General features: G+C 53.6%; 28 protein-coding genes. 14 read left to right on the forward strand and 14 right to left on the reverse strand.

Going from position 1 to position 14,961, the window contains the following annotated elements; genetic code table 11:
* Nucleotides 1–51 precede the first annotated feature (51 nt).
* The gene (locus tag FZX13_RS01685) at nt 52–549 is read left to right on the forward strand and encodes a DoxX family protein (protein WP_226406697.1); all 498 of its coding nucleotides are present in this window, start codon (nt 52–54) and stop codon (nt 547–549) included.
* A gap of 108 nt (nt 550–657) precedes the next feature.
* The gene (locus tag FZX13_RS01690; RefSeq protein ID WP_170951142.1) at nt 658–813 is read left to right on the forward strand and encodes a hypothetical protein; all 156 of its coding nucleotides are present in this window, start codon (nt 658–660) and stop codon (nt 811–813) included.
* A gap of 480 nt (nt 814–1,293) precedes the next feature.
* On the opposite strand, the gene FZX13_RS01695 is transcribed toward FZX13_RS01690, so the two are convergent.
* The 3 genes from FZX13_RS01695 to rpsU form a co-directional block, all read right to left on the reverse strand.
* Complete coding sequence (locus tag FZX13_RS01695; protein WP_226406698.1) at nt 1,294–1,713, reverse strand: hypothetical protein; 420 nt, start codon at nt 1,711–1,713, stop codon at nt 1,294–1,296.
* A gap of 252 nt (nt 1,714–1,965) precedes the next feature.
* Nucleotides 1,966–2,205: a hypothetical protein gene (locus tag FZX13_RS01700; protein WP_226406700.1), complete on the reverse strand. Its 240-nt coding sequence runs from the start codon at nt 2,203–2,205 to the stop codon at nt 1,966–1,968.
* A 215-nt stretch (nt 2,206–2,420) separates the two neighbouring features.
* Nucleotides 2,421–2,597 carry a 30S ribosomal protein S21 gene (gene rpsU, locus FZX13_RS01705; RefSeq protein WP_009790002.1) on the reverse strand — a complete coding sequence of 59 codons (177 nt, stop codon included), beginning with the start codon at nt 2,595–2,597 and terminating at the stop codon, nt 2,421–2,423.
* 261 nt (nt 2,598–2,858) lie between these two features.
* Here rpsU and FZX13_RS01710 point away from each other — a divergent pair, with 261 nt between their 5' ends.
* Nucleotides 2,859–3,014 (forward strand): hypothetical protein, encoded by a 156-nt coding sequence (locus FZX13_RS01710; RefSeq protein WP_166016653.1) that lies wholly within the window; start codon nt 2,859–2,861, stop codon nt 3,012–3,014.
* A gap of 12 nt (nt 3,015–3,026) precedes the next feature.
* Here the strand turns inward: FZX13_RS01710 and FZX13_RS01715 are convergent, their stop codons facing one another.
* The 3 genes from FZX13_RS01715 to FZX13_RS01725 all read right to left on the reverse strand — a co-directional run bounded on the left by FZX13_RS01715 (nt 3,027) and on the right by FZX13_RS01725 (nt 5,534).
* Nucleotides 3,027–3,344 (reverse strand): hypothetical protein, encoded by a 318-nt coding sequence (locus FZX13_RS01715; protein ID WP_115023476.1) that lies wholly within the window; start codon nt 3,342–3,344, stop codon nt 3,027–3,029.
* A 312-nt stretch (nt 3,345–3,656) separates the two neighbouring features.
* Nucleotides 3,657–4,154 (reverse strand): early protein (E6), encoded by a 498-nt coding sequence (locus FZX13_RS01720; protein ID WP_226406702.1) that lies wholly within the window; start codon nt 4,152–4,154, stop codon nt 3,657–3,659.
* Between the two features lie 3 nt (nt 4,155–4,157).
* Nucleotides 4,158–5,534 (reverse strand): DUF2130 domain-containing protein, encoded by a 1,377-nt coding sequence (locus FZX13_RS01725; RefSeq protein ID WP_226408210.1) that lies wholly within the window; start codon nt 5,532–5,534, stop codon nt 4,158–4,160.
* Between the two features lie 88 nt (nt 5,535–5,622).
* Here FZX13_RS01725 and FZX13_RS01730 point away from each other — a divergent pair, with 88 nt between their 5' ends.
* Nucleotides 5,623–5,763: a hypothetical protein gene (locus tag FZX13_RS01730; protein ID WP_170952123.1), complete on the forward strand. Its 141-nt coding sequence runs from the start codon at nt 5,623–5,625 to the stop codon at nt 5,761–5,763.
* A gap of 7 nt (nt 5,764–5,770) precedes the next feature.
* Here FZX13_RS01730 and FZX13_RS01735 read toward each other — a convergent pair whose 3' ends face one another.
* On the reverse strand, nt 5,771–6,136 hold the full coding sequence (locus FZX13_RS01735; protein ID WP_226408212.1) for a DUF1499 domain-containing protein: 366 nt from the start codon (nt 6,134–6,136) through the stop codon (nt 5,771–5,773).
* A gap of 32 nt (nt 6,137–6,168) precedes the next feature.
* Complete coding sequence (locus FZX13_RS01740; RefSeq protein WP_226406704.1) at nt 6,169–6,333, reverse strand: hypothetical protein; 165 nt, start codon at nt 6,331–6,333, stop codon at nt 6,169–6,171.
* Between the two features lie 36 nt (nt 6,334–6,369).
* Between FZX13_RS01740 and FZX13_RS01745 the strand changes: the two genes are divergently transcribed.
* Nucleotides 6,370–6,546 carry a hypothetical protein gene (locus FZX13_RS01745; protein ID WP_226406706.1) on the forward strand — a complete coding sequence of 59 codons (177 nt, stop codon included), beginning with the start codon at nt 6,370–6,372 and terminating at the stop codon, nt 6,544–6,546.
* 198 nt (nt 6,547–6,744) lie between these two features.
* Here FZX13_RS01745 and FZX13_RS01750 read toward each other — a convergent pair whose 3' ends face one another.
* On the reverse strand, nt 6,745–6,918 hold the full coding sequence (locus FZX13_RS01750) for a hypothetical protein (RefSeq protein ID WP_226406708.1): 174 nt from the start codon (nt 6,916–6,918) through the stop codon (nt 6,745–6,747).
* 183 nt (nt 6,919–7,101) lie between these two features.
* On the opposite strand from FZX13_RS01750, the gene FZX13_RS01755 reads away from it, so the two are divergent.
* The gene (locus tag FZX13_RS01755; protein ID WP_226406710.1) at nt 7,102–7,278 is read left to right on the forward strand and encodes a hypothetical protein; all 177 of its coding nucleotides are present in this window, start codon (nt 7,102–7,104) and stop codon (nt 7,276–7,278) included.
* A 345-nt stretch (nt 7,279–7,623) separates the two neighbouring features.
* On the opposite strand, the gene FZX13_RS12875 is transcribed toward FZX13_RS01755, so the two are convergent.
* From FZX13_RS12875 to FZX13_RS01765, 3 genes are all read right to left on the reverse strand, one after another.
* Nucleotides 7,624–7,746, reverse strand: coding sequence for a hypothetical protein (locus FZX13_RS12875; RefSeq protein ID WP_255453054.1), 123 nt, complete (start codon nt 7,744–7,746; stop codon nt 7,624–7,626).
* Nucleotides 7,747–7,831: 85 nt separating this feature from the next.
* Nucleotides 7,832–9,292 (reverse strand): glycosyl hydrolase family 57, encoded by a 1,461-nt coding sequence (locus FZX13_RS01760; RefSeq protein ID WP_226398485.1) that lies wholly within the window; start codon nt 9,290–9,292, stop codon nt 7,832–7,834.
* A gap of 12 nt (nt 9,293–9,304) precedes the next feature.
* The gene (locus tag FZX13_RS01765; protein ID WP_226406712.1) at nt 9,305–9,646 is read right to left on the reverse strand and encodes a hypothetical protein; all 342 of its coding nucleotides are present in this window, start codon (nt 9,644–9,646) and stop codon (nt 9,305–9,307) included.
* 157 nt (nt 9,647–9,803) lie between these two features.
* On the opposite strand from FZX13_RS01765, the gene FZX13_RS01770 reads away from it, so the two are divergent.
* Entirely contained in the window at nt 9,804–10,142 is a 339-nt protein-coding gene (locus FZX13_RS01770) for a phenylpyruvate tautomerase MIF-related protein (protein ID WP_226406714.1), read from the forward strand.
* A gap of 218 nt (nt 10,143–10,360) precedes the next feature.
* The gene (locus FZX13_RS01775) at nt 10,361–10,525 is read left to right on the forward strand and encodes a hypothetical protein (protein WP_170952119.1); all 165 of its coding nucleotides are present in this window, start codon (nt 10,361–10,363) and stop codon (nt 10,523–10,525) included.
* A 135-nt stretch (nt 10,526–10,660) separates the two neighbouring features.
* On the opposite strand, the gene FZX13_RS01780 is transcribed toward FZX13_RS01775, so the two are convergent.
* A complete protein-coding gene (locus tag FZX13_RS01780; RefSeq protein ID WP_170951148.1) occupies nt 10,661–10,825 on the reverse strand; it encodes a hypothetical protein in 165 nt (54 codons plus the stop codon).
* Here FZX13_RS01780 and FZX13_RS01785 point away from each other — a divergent pair.
* The 6 genes from FZX13_RS01785 to FZX13_RS01810 all read left to right on the forward strand — a co-directional run bounded on the left by FZX13_RS01785 (nt 10,824) and on the right by FZX13_RS01810 (nt 14,005).
* Nucleotides 10,824–11,237 (forward strand): hypothetical protein, encoded by a 414-nt coding sequence (locus tag FZX13_RS01785; protein ID WP_226406716.1) that lies wholly within the window; start codon nt 10,824–10,826, stop codon nt 11,235–11,237. The two genes, FZX13_RS01780 and FZX13_RS01785, sit on opposite strands and share 2 nt — an antisense overlap.
* Before the next feature lie 212 nt (nt 11,238–11,449).
* A complete protein-coding gene (locus tag FZX13_RS01790) occupies nt 11,450–11,749 on the forward strand; it encodes a hypothetical protein (protein ID WP_226406718.1) in 300 nt (99 codons plus the stop codon).
* Nucleotides 11,750–11,960: 211 nt separating this feature from the next.
* Nucleotides 11,961–12,146 carry a hypothetical protein gene (locus FZX13_RS01795; protein WP_226406720.1) on the forward strand — a complete coding sequence of 62 codons (186 nt, stop codon included), beginning with the start codon at nt 11,961–11,963 and terminating at the stop codon, nt 12,144–12,146.
* 110 nt (nt 12,147–12,256) lie between these two features.
* Nucleotides 12,257–12,469, forward strand: a complete 213-nt coding sequence (locus FZX13_RS01800; protein ID WP_115023457.1) for a hypothetical protein — start codon at nt 12,257–12,259, stop codon at nt 12,467–12,469.
* A 69-nt stretch (nt 12,470–12,538) separates the two neighbouring features.
* The gene (locus tag FZX13_RS01805) at nt 12,539–13,204 is read left to right on the forward strand and encodes an SDR family oxidoreductase (RefSeq protein ID WP_226406722.1); all 666 of its coding nucleotides are present in this window, start codon (nt 12,539–12,541) and stop codon (nt 13,202–13,204) included.
* A 15-nt stretch (nt 13,205–13,219) separates the two neighbouring features.
* Complete coding sequence (locus FZX13_RS01810) at nt 13,220–14,005, forward strand: J domain-containing protein (protein WP_226406724.1); 786 nt, start codon at nt 13,220–13,222, stop codon at nt 14,003–14,005.
* Between the two features lies 1 nt (nt 14,006).
* Here the strand turns inward: FZX13_RS01810 and FZX13_RS01815 are convergent, their stop codons facing one another.
* The gene (locus tag FZX13_RS01815) at nt 14,007–14,783 is read right to left on the reverse strand and encodes a hypothetical protein (protein ID WP_226406726.1); all 777 of its coding nucleotides are present in this window, start codon (nt 14,781–14,783) and stop codon (nt 14,007–14,009) included.
* Nucleotides 14,784–14,961 lie beyond the last annotated feature (178 nt).

Below are 14,961 nucleotides of genomic sequence, written 5' to 3' on the forward strand. Positions count from 1 at the left end.
GCACTGCAACACACAACTTATTTAAGTTGTGTGTAGACGATTAGCTCTGCAGTGATTCGCGCCATTCTTTCCCGTCCCATTGCAGGCGACCTTGGTCTGCTTGTCCTCCGGGTGTTCACGGGGGCTCTGCTGATTCACCACGGCTACGAGAAGCTCGCCAATATCGAAAATTTTGCCGATGCATTCGTTCGTCCGTTGCATCTGCCCTTTCCGATCTTGCTCTCCTACGTCGCGGCGTTCTCGGAGGTGATCGGAAGCTGGTTGCTGATCACAGGATTGTTGACGCGGATGGGGGCATTGGCGGTTGCAGGAACCATCTCCGTCGCCATCTATCACGCCATCGTCACAGCTGGCTTCAACATCTATCTCCTCGAGCTCCTCGGGCTGTACTTCGCGGCAGCTGTTGCCGTGTTGGCCTGTGGCCCTGGTGTGTTCTCCATTGATGAGCTCATTGCTCGTCGTTTCGAGCCAGACATGGAGTTTTCTGCTGAGCTGAATGAAGGCTTCTCCAAGAGCGGTGTTCTTGAAGAAGCAGTTGCCGGACGCTGAACACCTCGCTTGATCGTTTGACTTAGCCCCGCCTTGCGGGGCTTTTTTGTTGGCTGGCTACGGTTTGGGGTGAAGAGGCGTCAGAATCGAAAGAGTTGGTTCAACGCGATGAAAGAGGTCAGTTTGTTGGAGATGATTGGTCGTTCATTGGCCAAGGTTGCTGCCGGCGCTGGTGTCGCTGCAGTATTGATCTGGCTGACTTACGTGCTGCTGGACTTTGGACATATGCAGTCTGGCTTCACCCTGCCTCAATCCAGTTATTGAGCAAGGATGGAGTGGAATGATTTTGCGACACCCTTTCTGATCATCTCCTCTCTGCTGATTGCACTGCAGATCAGTTGGATTGGAGTCATGCTGAGACAAAGACGTCGCAGACGCTTAGGGGAACCACTCAGTTCCACGGCTTTTCGCCGTGAACTTGAGAGGATTTTTTACCGACTGAGTGAACACCCTGAAACATGAAACAGCTGCCTGGCCAACGGGGAATAAACATGCCTCGTTGGCTGAAAACCGGCCTTGCCGCAACGATCATTCTGGTGAGCACTATTTGGCTGCTTTCGCTACTTCCTTTTTTGTTGCTTGCGGCGTTAGTTCTGTCAATTTTGCTTATCCCAATTACCCGACGTCTCCGACGAGACATGGAAGAATCTGGATTCAGTGTTGATGGATCGTTAAAGAGAGAACATCGACGTGATGTCAACATCACTCCTTGGCATCGCCAGCTTCGCAATGTCTGGCGAGACGTCAGCTCCGGAAAAGGTCTTTAGCCATCGAACGATAACGACCAAGAGAACTTCCTCCGCGTCTGGCACGTGTTGATAAACGTTGCCCTGGAAGAAGATGCAGAGGGGCATAATTCACGAGTGTCGGTTCTGAAAGCTCTTTCTGTTCAGCTGCCAACACTTCGGCAATGGCTTCAGCAGTGGTCGGTGTGGGTGTTGGGTTTTGCGAAACAGCTTCCACCTTGATTGGCTTGACTTCAACAGACGAGGTGTCACCTTGTCCGGTCAGTTTGGTTGAGCCGAGGGGCCAGAGAAAGACAAGACTCAGTAGAAGAGCGACTGCGGCAGTCAGCGTGCCAGTGAGTCCAAACGCCAGGCCCTGAAAATTCCAAAGCAGCCCCGAACCAGCCATGCCAAGGGTTCCGATGGTGGCGAGGATCAAGCCGAGGAGTGAAGCCTGAGGTGCTCTGACTTTTAGCGGCTGGGTGTCTTCGCTGGCTGCAACGGGTAGGACTCGCGGTTCAGGTCTCAGCAATACAAAGCTGATCCCCAAAAACACCAACGATGTCACGGTGCTGCCGAGCCCCAAAGTGCGACCCTGAAAATTCCAAAGCAGACCTCCACCGGCCAGGCCTGAAACACCGAGTGTTGCCAGAGCAAGACCACTGAAGAAGGGAAGACGGTTACGCATGACTCAGTTGCTCCGGTTCTGCATGGCGGCGTAGGCAATGGCTCCGCCGCTGATCACTGTCAAAACTCCAGTGCTCAACAGGAAGCCCACCAACATGGCGAATCCCAGAAAAGAGCCCAGAAGAGACATTTTGATTCGAAGCAGTTTTGACTTCATCAGCAACACCAACAGCAAGACGATGGTGGCCTTCAGGCCGGCAATTTTTGCTGCACTGATGGGACAAAATGGGTTGAACAACACCATCGGGTGGTTTTTGTTGGTCTAAAGCGTTGATTAAGTCTGGCGAAAACAGAGACGTACCGTGACATTCCGCCCATATGAGACGTGCGGTTCAAGCAGTACACAAGCCCTGGACGTTTCTGGTGAAACCGATTCCCTCGGCGGTGTCTGTTAAGGGCAATTGATGGCTCATAAAAAACGGGCCCTGGGGCCCGTTTTGTCGAATCGACGTTGCCGGATCAGCGGCGGCGGTTGCGGGAGCGTTGCTTCAGCTTGCGCTTGTACTTCTCAACGGGGGTTTCGTGGTGACGGATCCGACGCAGATCAGAAAAGATGCCGGCTTTGGCGACGGAGCGTTTGAAGCGACGCAACGCGGATTCAATACCTTCGTTCTCGCCGACTGTGACCTGACTCATCCGTTCCCCGAAAGAGAGCAATAAACATCGACTTTAACAGCCACCCCCCCCCCTGACTGGCGTGATAAGCCTTGGCGAGATCAGCTCGAAACGCGCTCAGCAATTCAGCAGTGGCTCAACGGTCTGATGCCCCGCTTGGGCTTTAAGACCTATGAACTGCTTTGCTGCCTGCATTCTTTTGCGTGACGCTTGTTGAAGAGATGGTGGCGCTTCCACGCTTCTGCTTTGGGATAGGTCCATCACCTTCAGCAGGTCTTCGTCTTGAGCATCACGCACTGCCCCCTGTGCATTGGCCTGGCTGTTCTATCGGCAGTTCGATTCCTTGCCCATTGCGTCATGGCGGTTCAACTCGAACGCAGCACAGCAGGAGAGTCCACCCATCCCGCCATGCTTCTGGGGACCGTGTTTGAGATTTGAAGGAAGGCTCCTTCAGGGATCTTTGGGATCGATCAGCTGGAGATAGGCCATGTCAGACCTTTGTAGAGCTTCGTCGTCATGGGGTGCCTCACCGCTGAAGAGGAGTTGAAGGATGCGACCACGATCCATGTCACGGTCGACCACCTCTTGCCACAAGCGTGAGGTGAGTTCAGGATCACGCCATTCGAGCTGGGCATCGATCAGGGCTCTGGTCATGGCGAAGTAGCTCTGCCGATCATTGCGGAGCCGGTCTTCGGAAATGCTCTGTTGAACCGGCGGCTTCAGCAGGCTGCGGATTCTTTCCGAGGCGGCTCTAAGCATCTTTGGCATCTTCGTCTTGCGACTCAGCTCAGTCTGATTCGGCCCTCACGGCTGACAACAGAGTGAAATGCCTATGACGGCAGAGAATTGAGTATTTGAACTCACCCCAGCGGAACGGTAGCGCTGATGACTTTTTGTAAAGTAATTCCAGTTACGTTAAATCGAGCTCTCTTAAGCCCGTGGAAATACTTGTGCTTGCAGCCGTATTTGTCCCTTTTTCTGCACTCGTTATGAATGCATTTTCTGGTGACTCTGAAGACGATTTCGACTTTCTTTAAATGGAATCCAAACTCCTAGCATTATTGGCATTCGGTGCCGCAATCATGACCCTGTGGGCCTGGTTGATGGCGAACTTGCCGCAGATGGCGTCTGACCAGAACAAGCCAAGCAACCGCCGTTGATGCGATAAGGCGCCAAGTGTCCACGAAGGCACGTGGTTCCGCGAAAAAAGAGTTTTTTCCCTTGCTCTCGAGCATGAGCATCAGTGAGGGGCAGCTTCAGCCAGCGCTCGGGAACTTGTCCTGCCAATTTGGATCTGGCCTCAACAGCTGCTTGGCGGCGTTCTTTTTCCTCACGATCGTTTTTGCGATAAACCCCTTCAATCTGGAGTTCTCTCGCACAACGCTCGCAAGCGTTCACGGTGGGTTTGCGACGCGCTGTGTTGAGCGACAATTTGTCGCTGGGTACCTCTCGCTCCGCTCCACAGCTGCAGCGGCACCACCAGTAAACGTTCCCTGCTTTGGTTCGACGTTCGGAAGCGCGCACGACAGTGAGCTTGCCGTAAACCTCGCCAATGCGGTCGCGTGGGCTGGAAGGCATCGTTTAGGCGGATTGTTGGTCAGCTGAATTGTCTAAATCGGCAAACTTGGCTGCCATCGTTGGATTTCTGCGGGTCAACTTTTTAACGGTGACATCCTGCGCTTTGTCATTGGCGAGGCGAAGATTTCGATCAGCTCCCATCAGCGCATCCTTGGTTTTTTGGAGATGATCAATGGATTTATCGATTTCATCAATCGCGGTTTGGAAGCGTCTCGAGGCAAGGTCGTAGTTTCGTGAGAATGCCGTTTTGAAGGTTTCGAGATCGTTCTCGAAGTTAGTTACATCAATATTCTGAGATTTTACAAGAGCAAGCTCTGCCTTGTACTCAAGCGATTTTAGGGCAGCATTGCGCAGCAATGTGATAAATGGAATAAAAAACTGTGGCCGAATGATATAGGTTTTTGTATAGCGATGAGAAACATCAACGATTCCTGAGTTATACAACTCATTTTCGGGCTCGAGGAGCGATACAAGAACTGCATACTCGCAGTTCTTTTCATTTCTATCTTTATCGAGCTCTTTTAGAAAGTCCTCGTTTTTCTTCTTGGTGGCTGTTGTGTCGGCTTCGTTTTTCATCTCAAACATAATTGAGATGATTTCATTGTTGAGTTCGTCTTGGTCGCGGAAGATATAATCGCCTTTGCTACCACTGCGGGCATCGTTGTCTTTTTCGAAGTAGGCCTTCGGGAAAGCAGCAGCACGAATGCGGTTGAATTCGGTTTCGCAGTGCTGTTCAAGGGTTTCTCCCACCATTTTGGTGGAGAGTCGCGCTTTCATGTCGCGCAGTCGTTCTATGGCTTGATCTCGGTCACTGAGCTGGGTTTCATAGCGTTCCTTGAGCGATTGTGATTCCAGTTGATGCTTCAGCTCTGTTTCGTTTAAAGCGCTTTGGAGAGCATCTCGTTGCTTTTCAACCGTGCTCACCGCTTCATTCACTGCTAGCTGCTGTTGCATCGAACCGGCATTCAGCTGTGCCTGCAAATCACGAAGCTCACTATCTTTCTGAAGCGTCACAGCCTGCATCTCTTTGGCGAATCTGGTCTCTGCGAGGCGTTGCTGTGTCGCCTGTTGTTCACGCATTTGCTGTAGTTCGGCGGCGATGCGATCTCGCTGCTTCTCGGCTTTATTGACAGCATCTTTAATCGCTAATTCTTGATGCATCGCATTTTGCTTGAGTCGGGCTTCAAGCGTCTGCATTTCTGTGTCTTTTTTGGCAATGGCCAATTCGATGGCATTGCGCTTGTCCTGTTCCGCCAGTGCAAGTCGTTTATTCAGTTGTTGTTCAAAGTCTCTATCTCTGACCTGTTTCAGGATGTCGGCATAGCCGGCTTCATCCACCTTGAAGGCTGTGTTGCAGTTGGGGCAGATGATGTCGTGCATGTCTGACGTTTTGTGTTGTTCGATCGCGCCGCGTCGTGGCATTTTATCGGGCTTTGGCTAATACGAGTTCAGATCATTGGTTCATGCCGTGTCTGATTGGTTTGACCCTCGCGCGCTTGTGGAAACTGTGCTAGTCGCCGGCATTGTGGTGATAGCTGCTGTCGGATTCGTGGCGGGGATTAAGGAGTTGATCTTGGATGTGCGCAATATGCGTCGAGCCAAGGTGTGAGGATCCTTCAGCGCTCTAGGGCCGACCGCAGCTCAGAAATCCTTGAGGTATTCACACCAAGGTCAGAGTCACCAATCCGAGACTCGGAGCGTGCCTGAATCTGGCTCTTGTCCTCGTCTGCGAATACTTCTAGGTCGTCAATGAAGCCGAAGAATGCGCTGCTTGCCTCCGCATGGAAGTAGGCCTCCCTCTCGTTGACGACAACCATTCGGGGCCTCTGCCGAACCAGCGTGTTCAGCTTGTTGAAATCTGCGATTGGATCTGAGCTCGCCCAGACTTCCCTTGCGCAGTGAGCGGTCGTCTTGCAAGCACGGAGCTCACCGTTGCTGACTCCCAAATCGGCAGGAACGGGGCCGACGAGATGGAACAACATCAGGATTGGAGCCAGTAGGCCGGCAAGAAAGGTCACTGGTCTCTGCGGGAACGACCGCTCCAGTTGAGCATCCAAAGCCAGACCCCGAACAGGGTTCCTACCGGCACTGCAATCACCACAAGCTGGCTGATCACGAGTTGACGAGCTTCAGAATCCACGTTTGTGCTGGTTGGAGGTCCGACAGAGCTGATGGGCACCAGCTTCGCCATCATGGTGATGATGCCTGGGAGACGATGTCGAATCCAAGCTGGATTGTCCTGGCCTGGTTGGTTGTGGCGTTTGCTTCTGCCGTCAAGTTTTGGTCGATAACGCGTCCCTACCGCAAGAAAGCTGCCCCTTTCAATCAACAAACTGTTGATGAAGCCCGTCAGCGCTTGGAACGACGCTGGCGCAAAGACAGCAAGGTGTAGCGGCTAACGCTCAGCAATCACCCATGCTGTTGCTGCTCTCTGTCGCACGTAAAGATCAGCAAGTTCTCTGGCAAGGGTTTTCAACGTTTCCAGGTCATTGGTGTCATCAATGGATCGCTTGATCGATTCAGCTTCGAATTGCTGAGGCAGACTTAGGTTCAAAGCTCACCCAAGAAGTGCGACAACTTTAATCAAACGTTATTTGCGTTGTGAGCTGGCTGCCGCCCGTGAGCGTGCGATCTCCTTCTGCCATGCCAAGAGCAGGTCTTTGCTCATCTCCTGAAGCTCTTTGACATCTGTGATCGTGCTGATGTCTCGAGTCCGCTGTTCCAATTCGAACTGTTGGCCAAGTGTCAGAGCAATGGGCTCCATGGTGACGTCGGCAAGTTGGGCTCAAAGTATCGGTCTGCTCCTGCGTCGTCGTAACAACAGGTACGTTTCAGGTCGGATGTGTTCTGCTGCATACATGGTTTTGATGACAGAGCATTGCCTGTTGTCGCTTTTTGGTCTGTCTCGTCTGGTTATTTCTCAGGATGGGATTGATTGATGGTTTTCATGCACTTTTCCTGGTCGCAACATCTTGAGCTCGCTCGATCCGTTGAGGCTGCTGTCGATCAGGAGCGAGGTGCTGCTCTCGCACTGATGGGGGTGGGGCTGGCGCTTCTGCTGCGTGATCTTGAACAAGACTTACTCAACGTGCCGAGTTCTTTGGCTCCTGGGCATCAACTCTGAAACACCTCGGTGGGTAAACGTTGACATCAAAAACGATGTCATCATCAATTCACTACGTTTTAGGGAAGCTCGTAGTGAAGCAATGGAAGGATCCGGACAAAATCTCGAACGACGTTATCGGCTTGAAATCTGGAGAGAGACAGATGGCTGGATGCAATCAAGATGCAGCGATTTAGTCGAACTTGATCGAGAGAGGGATGCAGCTTCGATTTACCTTGAGTTTCGCTTGAAAGGTGTCGCCTGAATATCAGTTCGGTGACTCGGCGACAGGAAGAGAAATCGCGACCAAAAGTGCGATCCCGATTTCAGCAATAGCCATCAAAAGCTCAGTCGCGATCCCCATGATTAGTTGCGGTTCTCGTCGATAGGGGGGAGGTCGCTGGGTTGCATCAAGGCGAACACGACAGCTGCGGTGAGCACAACGCCAATGCCAACCATGGCGATGATCGCCGTCGTGTAGTCGCCCATCACTTGACCTGCTACTGCACCCACGTTACACGCATGTAACGCTCTGTAAAGCGTTTCTCAGTTTTTGGTTCACGGCTGTGGCCGCTTAGCTGCACAGCTTGGAACAATCCTCCTGACTGAGGCGTTCGTTTCCGCGGCGATGGATCTCGTGGGCGTAATCGGTCCAAGCGCCTTGCCCCCAGTACCGAAAACAGCTGGTTTCCAGCAGCAGTACATGGAGTAGCGACTCTTGATAGGCCTGCGTGCAGGTGATCGAGGAGTCTCTGTCGACTGTCTGATCAAACAGCGCATGAAACTGAGCACTCAGTTGATTCATGGGGCCCAGCACATTGGCGTAACCCTCCACCCAGCTGAGGTTGTTAGTCCAAGACGCACCCTCCATGTTGAAGCCGGCATCGGCGGCACTCAGCCTGTTGATCGCGCTCTGAATACCGTCTGCAGTGGCGTTGTCCCCGGCCTCTCTCCAGAGGCGGTGTTGCTGAACAGCCTGAATGGTCGGGAAGTGGCTGGGATTCACCCCACTCCGCTCAAGGGCTTCGATGTATTCACTGCCGTTGATGGCAACGGTGCCATTGGGGTTGTCACGGATTTGGCGATTCGCCTGACGGAACGCCTCAGGGAATTCATTCATCATCACGCCCCCGTTTTCTCCATCGGCAATCTGGCTGACGAGCGATGGCACATCGACCTCGCCGAGCTGTTGGCGGTCGCAGCCCAGCGCCTCGTAATAAGGCTGCATTTGCCCCACCAGCTTGGTGTCTGAGCCCTGGGTCTTGATGAGCGCCGTGATGCAGGTTTCCTCGCCTTTGCTGTTCCTGGCAACAAGCCGATTAGGAACAAAGCACTGGTCGCGCTGCAGTGGGCTGCCGTCGATGCGCTCGACGCTGTGCTCCTGGACCAAGAGCCACTGATATCCGGCATCCTTCAGGGCTTTGACAAATTCGAACAAGGTGTCGGGATGGTTCGGTAATGCCATCTCCGGTGGGGAAAATCCCTTGACGCGTTCCAATGCTGCTCTGCCGAAACAGGCCTCGAATTGCTGTTGCCAGGCGCTGATCTGCAGTTTCAGGTCTGGGATCGGTGTTGATGGGGCAACGGCATGACTCCAAAACGTTCCAAGCCATTCCACGTGCTCCTGCATCAGGGGATCACAGGCCAGGTAATGAAGTGCGTCGCCGATATCGCGACGCCCCATCTGTTCGATTCCCCACAGCAGATTGCCGGAATAGTCGAGCATGATTCTTGGGGCGCAGCCCTCGTTGATCAGTTCTGGCAGGAGCTCGGCAAGACGGCGGTAGCAATGCGCGAAGGGTTCAGCGTTGTGGTTATCACCTTCGTTGGGGTGATCCAGCATGTACTGAAGATGGGAAATCAATGTGTTGCCCGCTCCCGCTGGCACCGTCGGTTGGTGCATGTGCAGAGCACAGGCAAATCCCGAACGAAGTTGCTCAAACTTGATCGGGCTGGTTGACCAGGCCTGACGTGGCTTCAGCATCAAGGCCGCAACGTCCTGTTCGCGGCCGCTTATCGGTGGGCAGATTGTCATTGAATTCGCTTGTTATTGCCGGCCGGCACGCGGTGTTTGGCGCAGCATGCCTTCCCAATGATCTCTCCATGTGTTCTGATCGCCAATGCCTGCCAGCAGTTCCACTTCTGCCGGCGCCCGATTCAGTCGCTGTCTCCAGCAGGTGATGTCTTCGGCTTGATCAAGCCAAATGCTGATGACATCTTGCCGAATCGAATCAACATCCCAGTTTTGTTGATCGGCAATGTGTTGTGACCAATGCATCAACTCGTCGAGGCTGAGAGGCCTGAAGCCCATCAATTTTAGGCCTGTGATCTGCTCAAGTTCAAAACGGCGCAGAACATCTCCCAGCCCAAAGAAATGAAGAAGGATCATGGCACTGATCACTTTGTTAGGGAACTTACGAGCTTTTTTTGAAGCACGCTGTTCAGATTGAGGATCTTTTCTTTTGGAAATGTTTGATGTTGATCGCTAGTCATGCTTGGCACTCGCTGTTGGAGAGTGCCAAGCTTTGTCTAGCTTTCTTGCCTCAATGCCCCTCATCAATGTGCGCACATCGTTGCCGACGCTTAAGGATGGATCGGCTTTGCTGCAGGAGCTTTCCTCCGAGTTGGCCAATCAAACGGGCAAGCCCGAGGCCTACGTGATGACCCTCTTGGAGACGGGAGTACCGATGACCTTCGCCGGAAGCCACGAGCCCTGCGCCTATGTGGAGGTGAAATCGATCGGCGCACTCCGGCCACCGGCGATGACGGCCGCATTCTGTGAACTGATCCAGGTGCGCACCGGGATCCCCGCGAGTCGGGTTTATATCGGCTTTGAAGATGTCCAGGCCAGCTGCTGGGGCTGGAACGGCAACACTTTCGGTTGAGGTTCAGCACTGAATGCCCCCCTCCGCCCCCCTCTGCCCCGCCTGGTCGTGTCAATCACGAGGGCTGCTCTTGAGGCGGTTGAATGGCTACACACGGATTTTTGTTGTCGATTTTGCAGAACGATTCAGTTGGGTAACAACAGCTGCTAACAGTAGGTAACAGCCCAAATCGGTGCGTCAATAACCTTTCTTAGCGTTGTTCAACACGAATGATTGCTGTGAGTGAATCTTTCGGAGGTCTGCCCAACAAGGAGTTGAGTTCTGGTGTGTCGCAATGGTGGCGTGAACGGGTTCAACACCTGATTGATTGCGGGCGAGCCGAAGACGCCCGGTGTCTGTATTTGGAGTTCGGCGAAGACAGCGCAGGAAGCCTGAACCTCTGAAGACCACGCATGAAAAAGGAGGGTTCCCTAAGCCCTCCCGGAGTCGACGCATTACCCCTCACCGGGGTGTACTAAGTGTTACGTACTGAACAAAGTGGCGCTGTAAGTGTTGATACCTATTCTTGATTGCGTGGATCAACCTAAGGATTGTTCTTGGCGCCGCAGGGTCTCATAGGCCTGCCAAAGGCCTTCTACTTCTGAGCACACCTCCTGACGATTGCAGACGCGATAACGGCCCTGGCCGATGGCATCAATTGTTGAGCCCTTGGAGGTGGCACAGATTCGACTGATGCTCGCCATGGAAATCCTTCGTGGGATCAAGGATCTACAACCACGCGGGCTCCCCTTGCACGCTTGTTTTGCACTTCTAAATCTCTTTTGTGAACGAAAAGAGCCATGGCTATGGGAGTGCCGTTATGCCTCAGTTGTGATTGATCTGCAAATCAGCGTCGAGCCAAAAAAAGAAACCGGGCATAGCCCGGTTTCTTTCATGCTTGTGAGTTGCTTACAGATCTCTCAGGCTTTGGAGGGTTTGGTGGTAAGTGCAGCAGACATGGCTGTGGCCAAGAGCATGCATCCGGCGACGGCGAGGAAGCCCATGGTTCGGGAAAGAATTTCTCAGCCATCATTTCCACAGATGGCGTCAGCTTTTGTTGCTGTTGTCACGGAATCCGGAAGATCCATCCTTGTGGCCGTCCTCGGTCGTTTTTAGAGGCATGTCCTGGCGGTCTAGGCATGAGGAGCACAGCAATTTCCCCTTGTTGCGCCAGTAGGCCTCCATCGATCGTTCGATGCGCATCGAGCATCCCTCACAGCGAAATAACGGCATCGACGATTTCTCGACGCCGCCCTTCTAACGCAATGGCCCTGCCGAACCGGTGTTCTCTGTGACGATGGGTGTGCTTCCGCCGCCCCAGCGTTGTTATGCAGCCAGTGCGTGTGTTGCTGCTGATCCTGATTTCGCCTGTTGCCTTTGGGGCAACGGCGTTCCAGCCCTTAGACCGTCTGGACGGTTGGTTGATCGAGCGCCGTTTGGATGACATGCAGGAGCCGATCTGCCGTGCATCTATGCCAGGGCATGGCACCTGGTTCTCGGCAAGGGTCCGATTGGATCCAGATGATTTGGTTGTTGTGCCTGCCGGACTGCAACGACCTAATGAAGCTGCGCTGATCGCTGTTCGTGAGGCCCTCCAGCGCTGTCGCGACAGTCTTCTTTATTTCTGAGCCGATAAAGCTTTGTGGCTGATGGTGCTGCCGCGGTGAAATCAAGCTATGAAAACAATGTCGGCCTTTATAAAAAAACGTCGACTCCTCACACCACCTGAGCCTCCGTTAACCGCGGGGGCTTTTTCTTGGCCCAATCCCGAACTACACCTTTTGATTCTGTGCTCAGCAAAAGTTTTGCGGTTGTGATGTTTTTAACGACTTTTGTCTGATGTATTGCATCGAGAGGCTTGATTCAGGGGGGCAATGGATTCAGGAGATCTGCTTCAAAACGGAGTTCAAAGCCTTTGTGAATGCCCGTACCAAATCACGTGCCACCTTGAAGACCTATCGCGTGGTTCATGCCACCTGGAATCAGGTGGTCACCGTTGTGCAGGGATCGGCTGAATCCCTTTGAATGGCTTTGATTTGGTGTCTTCAGTGCCGCTGTGATCCCGAAGACTTCAGGTCACTTCCTGGGATGGGGGATGTCCTGAGCCATAACCAGTGGCCTTGAGGACTTTGGACATGATTCTCACGCGGTATCTCAGTAGCGAAGGTTGGGTGGAGGAGTGTTCTCATGCGCACGCTTTTGATGCCTATATCGACGCACGACGTCGCTGTGTTCTTCGAGGCTGCCCGTATTTGCTCGTCAATGCGGAGACCGGCGGCACAGTTTCGGTCCTAACGGTGAAGCAGTGTTTGCATCAGTACGGCGTTGATGGTGATCTATCTGATTAATCGAATCGTTTGATCTCTTCGTTGGATCGATGGAAGAGCCGGCAGGATGGCGGTGGCTGAAATTCCCCCATGTCGACGTTCCTGGTCACCGGCGCGAACCGTGGGATCGGGTTGGAATACTGCCGTCAGCTCAAGGCCCGGGGCGAGGAGGTGGTGGCGGTCTGCCGTCAAAGCAGTGACGAATTGGAGCAGCTAGGGGTGCGTGTTGAAGCGGGCCTTGAACTGAGTGACAGCCAATGCATCGATGATCTGGTGCACCGCTTGACGGGCTTGCCGCTTGATGGCGTCATCCTCAATGCCGGAATCCTGCAGTCGATGCGGTTGGCCGATCTGGATCCCACGGGAATCCGTCGGCAGTTTGAGGTGAATGCCCTTGCTCCTCTGCTGCTCGCCCGGGCTTTGGTGAATCAGATGCCCCGTGGTGCCAAGTTGGTGTTGATGACCAGCCGTATGGGCTCCATCGATGACAACACATCTGGAGGTTCCTATGGCTATCGGATGTCGAAGGTGGCCCTCAACATGGCCGGAAAATCATTGGCGATTGATCTGGAGCCACTCGGCATCGCTGTTGCGATTTTGCATCCTGGATTGGTGCGTACTCGGATGATCCAGTTCAATCCAAGCGGTATTCACCCGGAGCAGGCGGTGCAGGGTCTGTTGGCACGGATTGATGCCTTGACCATGGCCAACAGCGGCAGCTTCTGGCATGCCAATGGTGAGCTGTTGCCGTGGTGAGACGGGAGAAACGCTTTGGGTTTTGATCCGCGTCACTGGTCTGGCGGACGTTCTGAACAACGGGTTACCAGCAATGTTGAGGCGTTGCTGGTGGAGAACGATGCCCTTCGACGTGAGGTGTTGCGGCTCAACCGTGAGTTGGACCGACTGCAGCGGCAGCAACGCCAACGCTTCCGAACCGAAACGACTTCCCACCGCTCTTGGAGCGAGCCATCGGCCCAAGCTCCGCCGCGCATCAGCAGCCACCAGGTGCAGGCTTGGGGGCAGTCTCTTGCACAGCAGCCGGGATGGAGTGTCCTGCGTCAGCGCGGGTTGGAGTCTTTGATTGATCAGCTCAACCGCAGCAGTTTTCCCTCTCATCTGACCCTTGAACAGCGACTCGATCGTCTGGTTCCTGGTTTAGGGACTGATCTTCGGGTAGCGGTTGGATCCAAGGCGAGCAAACAAACAACGGCAGTCCTGGCGGCGTTTGCGATGTTCGGCGTTCGGGCCAGCGAGTGGCTCGATGAGGATCCACGACGGGTGGTTGAACAGCTGCGTCAGCACCAGGAACAATTCAGCTCTAAGCGGCAGGGACGTCGCACGCGAAGTGATCAAAGGCGAACAGATCGTGTGGACTTTGGACATCCCCGTGATCCACGGATTGCAGCTTTAGATGTCCTCGGGTTGGACGCCAACGCGTCACTCACCGAGATCAAGCAGGCTCACCGGAAATTGGTGAAACAGCACCATCCCGACCTTGGCGGTTCGGCAGAGGCTTTTCGCCGTGTTAATGAAGCGTATCAACGCTTGGTGAACTAACTCAGCTCCACCAGGCCTTCTGAATGTTTGTTAGTGGTGTGTCTGCATACTTGAAATAGTCAAGGTCGATGAGCGGGTCGACATTGCAGGCTTTGCCTCTGTTGATTGCCTGAGCGATACGCTCAATTCCATTGTCGGCTGAGAGCGCTCTCCCGAATTTGTCGGCGCCGTAGAAGCTATGCAGCAACCCAGTTTCCAAGATGCTGATTGCTCCAATAAAGCCAAGGGTTGCTCCCTCTGAGCGGCTTGAGGAAGCCATGAATGCTGTGACTTCCAATTCTCCGATGGGGTTGGTGTCATACCCAGCAATCAGATGGATCCAGTCGTGATGCGCGAGTGCTGCATTACCGGCACCGAGTTCACCGGGAAGTTTGAATCCTCTTGATTGGTAAAACTCCCAGAGACTGCGTCCAAGGCTGCCCTGGGAACAGTTTTTGAGGTTGTCCCAGCGTGCAAACTCATCAGGATCAGCCGTGACACATACGCCATAGGCGTGATCACCGTATTTTTTCAAGAGATCCTGAAAGACAGGATCGCTTTGATCATCGCCTTCTCCGATCCAGTTGCAGCGGTAAAAATCTGTTGTTGCCTGGGTGATGGCGTTGTGTGCCAATTCCCTGGCGAGGTTCAGGATCTCGCTGTTGATGTTCAGTGCGTTGGCCCAATGATCAATGTCCCTACTCAACGTCTCCGGGATCGGATTGCAAAGCATTTCGAAGGCGATCAGCAGTTCCAGCAGCTCTTGGCGCTCCGATGCTTGCGTCAACGTCTCTGCCAACGTTTCAACCTCAATTCCGGGATGGCCGGAGAAGTCAATCTCAGCGTCAAGCAGCTTCAGGAAAAGGGTGTGGGCAAGGTCCTGTTGAAAAGACGTGTACCAGTGGCCTTCAACTCTGTGGACTTGCACCAGTGCTGATGCCAGGAGATTGGCTTGTTCGTGCGAATTATGAATTAGG

Source organism: Synechococcus sp. MU1625 (assembly GCF_020514205.1).
Lineage (GTDB): Bacteria > Cyanobacteriota > Cyanobacteriia > PCC-6307 > Cyanobiaceae > Parasynechococcus.

What these genes read in the sequence shown, in the direction of transcription:
- FZX13_RS01690 (WP_170951142.1), top strand. Translation starts at nt 658, where the DNA reads ATGAAAGAGGTCAGTTTGTTGGAGATGATTGGTCGTTCATTGGCCAAG.
- FZX13_RS01700 (WP_226406700.1), bottom strand. Translation starts at nt 2,205, where the DNA reads ATGGTGTTGTTCAACCCATTTTGTCCCATCAGTGCAGCAAAAATTGCC.
- rpsU (WP_009790002.1), bottom strand. Translation starts at nt 2,597, where the DNA reads ATGAGTCAGGTCACAGTCGGCGAGAACGAAGGTATTGAATCCGCGTTG.
- FZX13_RS01715 (WP_115023476.1), bottom strand. Translation starts at nt 3,344, where the DNA reads ATGCCAAAGATGCTTAGAGCCGCCTCGGAAAGAATCCGCAGCCTGCTG.
- FZX13_RS01720 (WP_226406702.1), bottom strand. Translation starts at nt 4,154, where the DNA reads ATGCCTTCCAGCCCACGCGACCGCATTGGCGAGGTTTACGGCAAGCTC.
- FZX13_RS01725 (WP_226408210.1), bottom strand. Translation starts at nt 5,534, where the DNA reads ATGCACGACATCATCTGCCCCAACTGCAACACAGCCTTCAAGGTGGAT.
- FZX13_RS01735 (WP_226408212.1), bottom strand. Translation starts at nt 6,136, where the DNA reads ATGTTGTTCCATCTCGTCGGCCCCGTTCCTGCCGATTTGGGAGTCAGC.
- FZX13_RS01745 (WP_226406706.1), top strand. Translation starts at nt 6,370, where the DNA reads ATGTCGAATCCAAGCTGGATTGTCCTGGCCTGGTTGGTTGTGGCGTTT.
- FZX13_RS01750 (WP_226406708.1), bottom strand. Translation starts at nt 6,918, where the DNA reads ATGGAGCCCATTGCTCTGACACTTGGCCAACAGTTCGAATTGGAACAG.
- FZX13_RS01755 (WP_226406710.1), top strand. Translation starts at nt 7,102, where the DNA reads ATGCACTTTTCCTGGTCGCAACATCTTGAGCTCGCTCGATCCGTTGAG.
- FZX13_RS12875 (WP_255453054.1), bottom strand. Translation starts at nt 7,746, where the DNA reads ATGGGCGACTACACGACGGCGATCATCGCCATGGTTGGCATTGGCGTT.
- FZX13_RS01760 (WP_226398485.1), bottom strand. Translation starts at nt 9,292, where the DNA reads ATGACAATCTGCCCACCGATAAGCGGCCGCGAACAGGACGTTGCGGCC.
- FZX13_RS01765 (WP_226406712.1), bottom strand. Translation starts at nt 9,646, where the DNA reads ATGATCCTTCTTCATTTCTTTGGGCTGGGAGATGTTCTGCGCCGTTTT.
- FZX13_RS01770 (WP_226406714.1), top strand. Translation starts at nt 9,804, where the DNA reads ATGCCCCTCATCAATGTGCGCACATCGTTGCCGACGCTTAAGGATGGA.
- FZX13_RS01785 (WP_226406716.1), top strand. Translation starts at nt 10,824, where the DNA reads ATGGAAATCCTTCGTGGGATCAAGGATCTACAACCACGCGGGCTCCCC.
- FZX13_RS01780 (WP_170951148.1), bottom strand. Translation starts at nt 10,825, where the DNA reads ATGGCGAGCATCAGTCGAATCTGTGCCACCTCCAAGGGCTCAACAATT.
- FZX13_RS01790 (WP_226406718.1), top strand. Translation starts at nt 11,450, where the DNA reads ATGCAGCCAGTGCGTGTGTTGCTGCTGATCCTGATTTCGCCTGTTGCC.
- FZX13_RS01795 (WP_226406720.1), top strand. Translation starts at nt 11,961, where the DNA reads ATGTATTGCATCGAGAGGCTTGATTCAGGGGGGCAATGGATTCAGGAG.
- FZX13_RS01800 (WP_115023457.1), top strand. Translation starts at nt 12,257, where the DNA reads ATGATTCTCACGCGGTATCTCAGTAGCGAAGGTTGGGTGGAGGAGTGT.
- FZX13_RS01805 (WP_226406722.1), top strand. Translation starts at nt 12,539, where the DNA reads ATGTCGACGTTCCTGGTCACCGGCGCGAACCGTGGGATCGGGTTGGAA.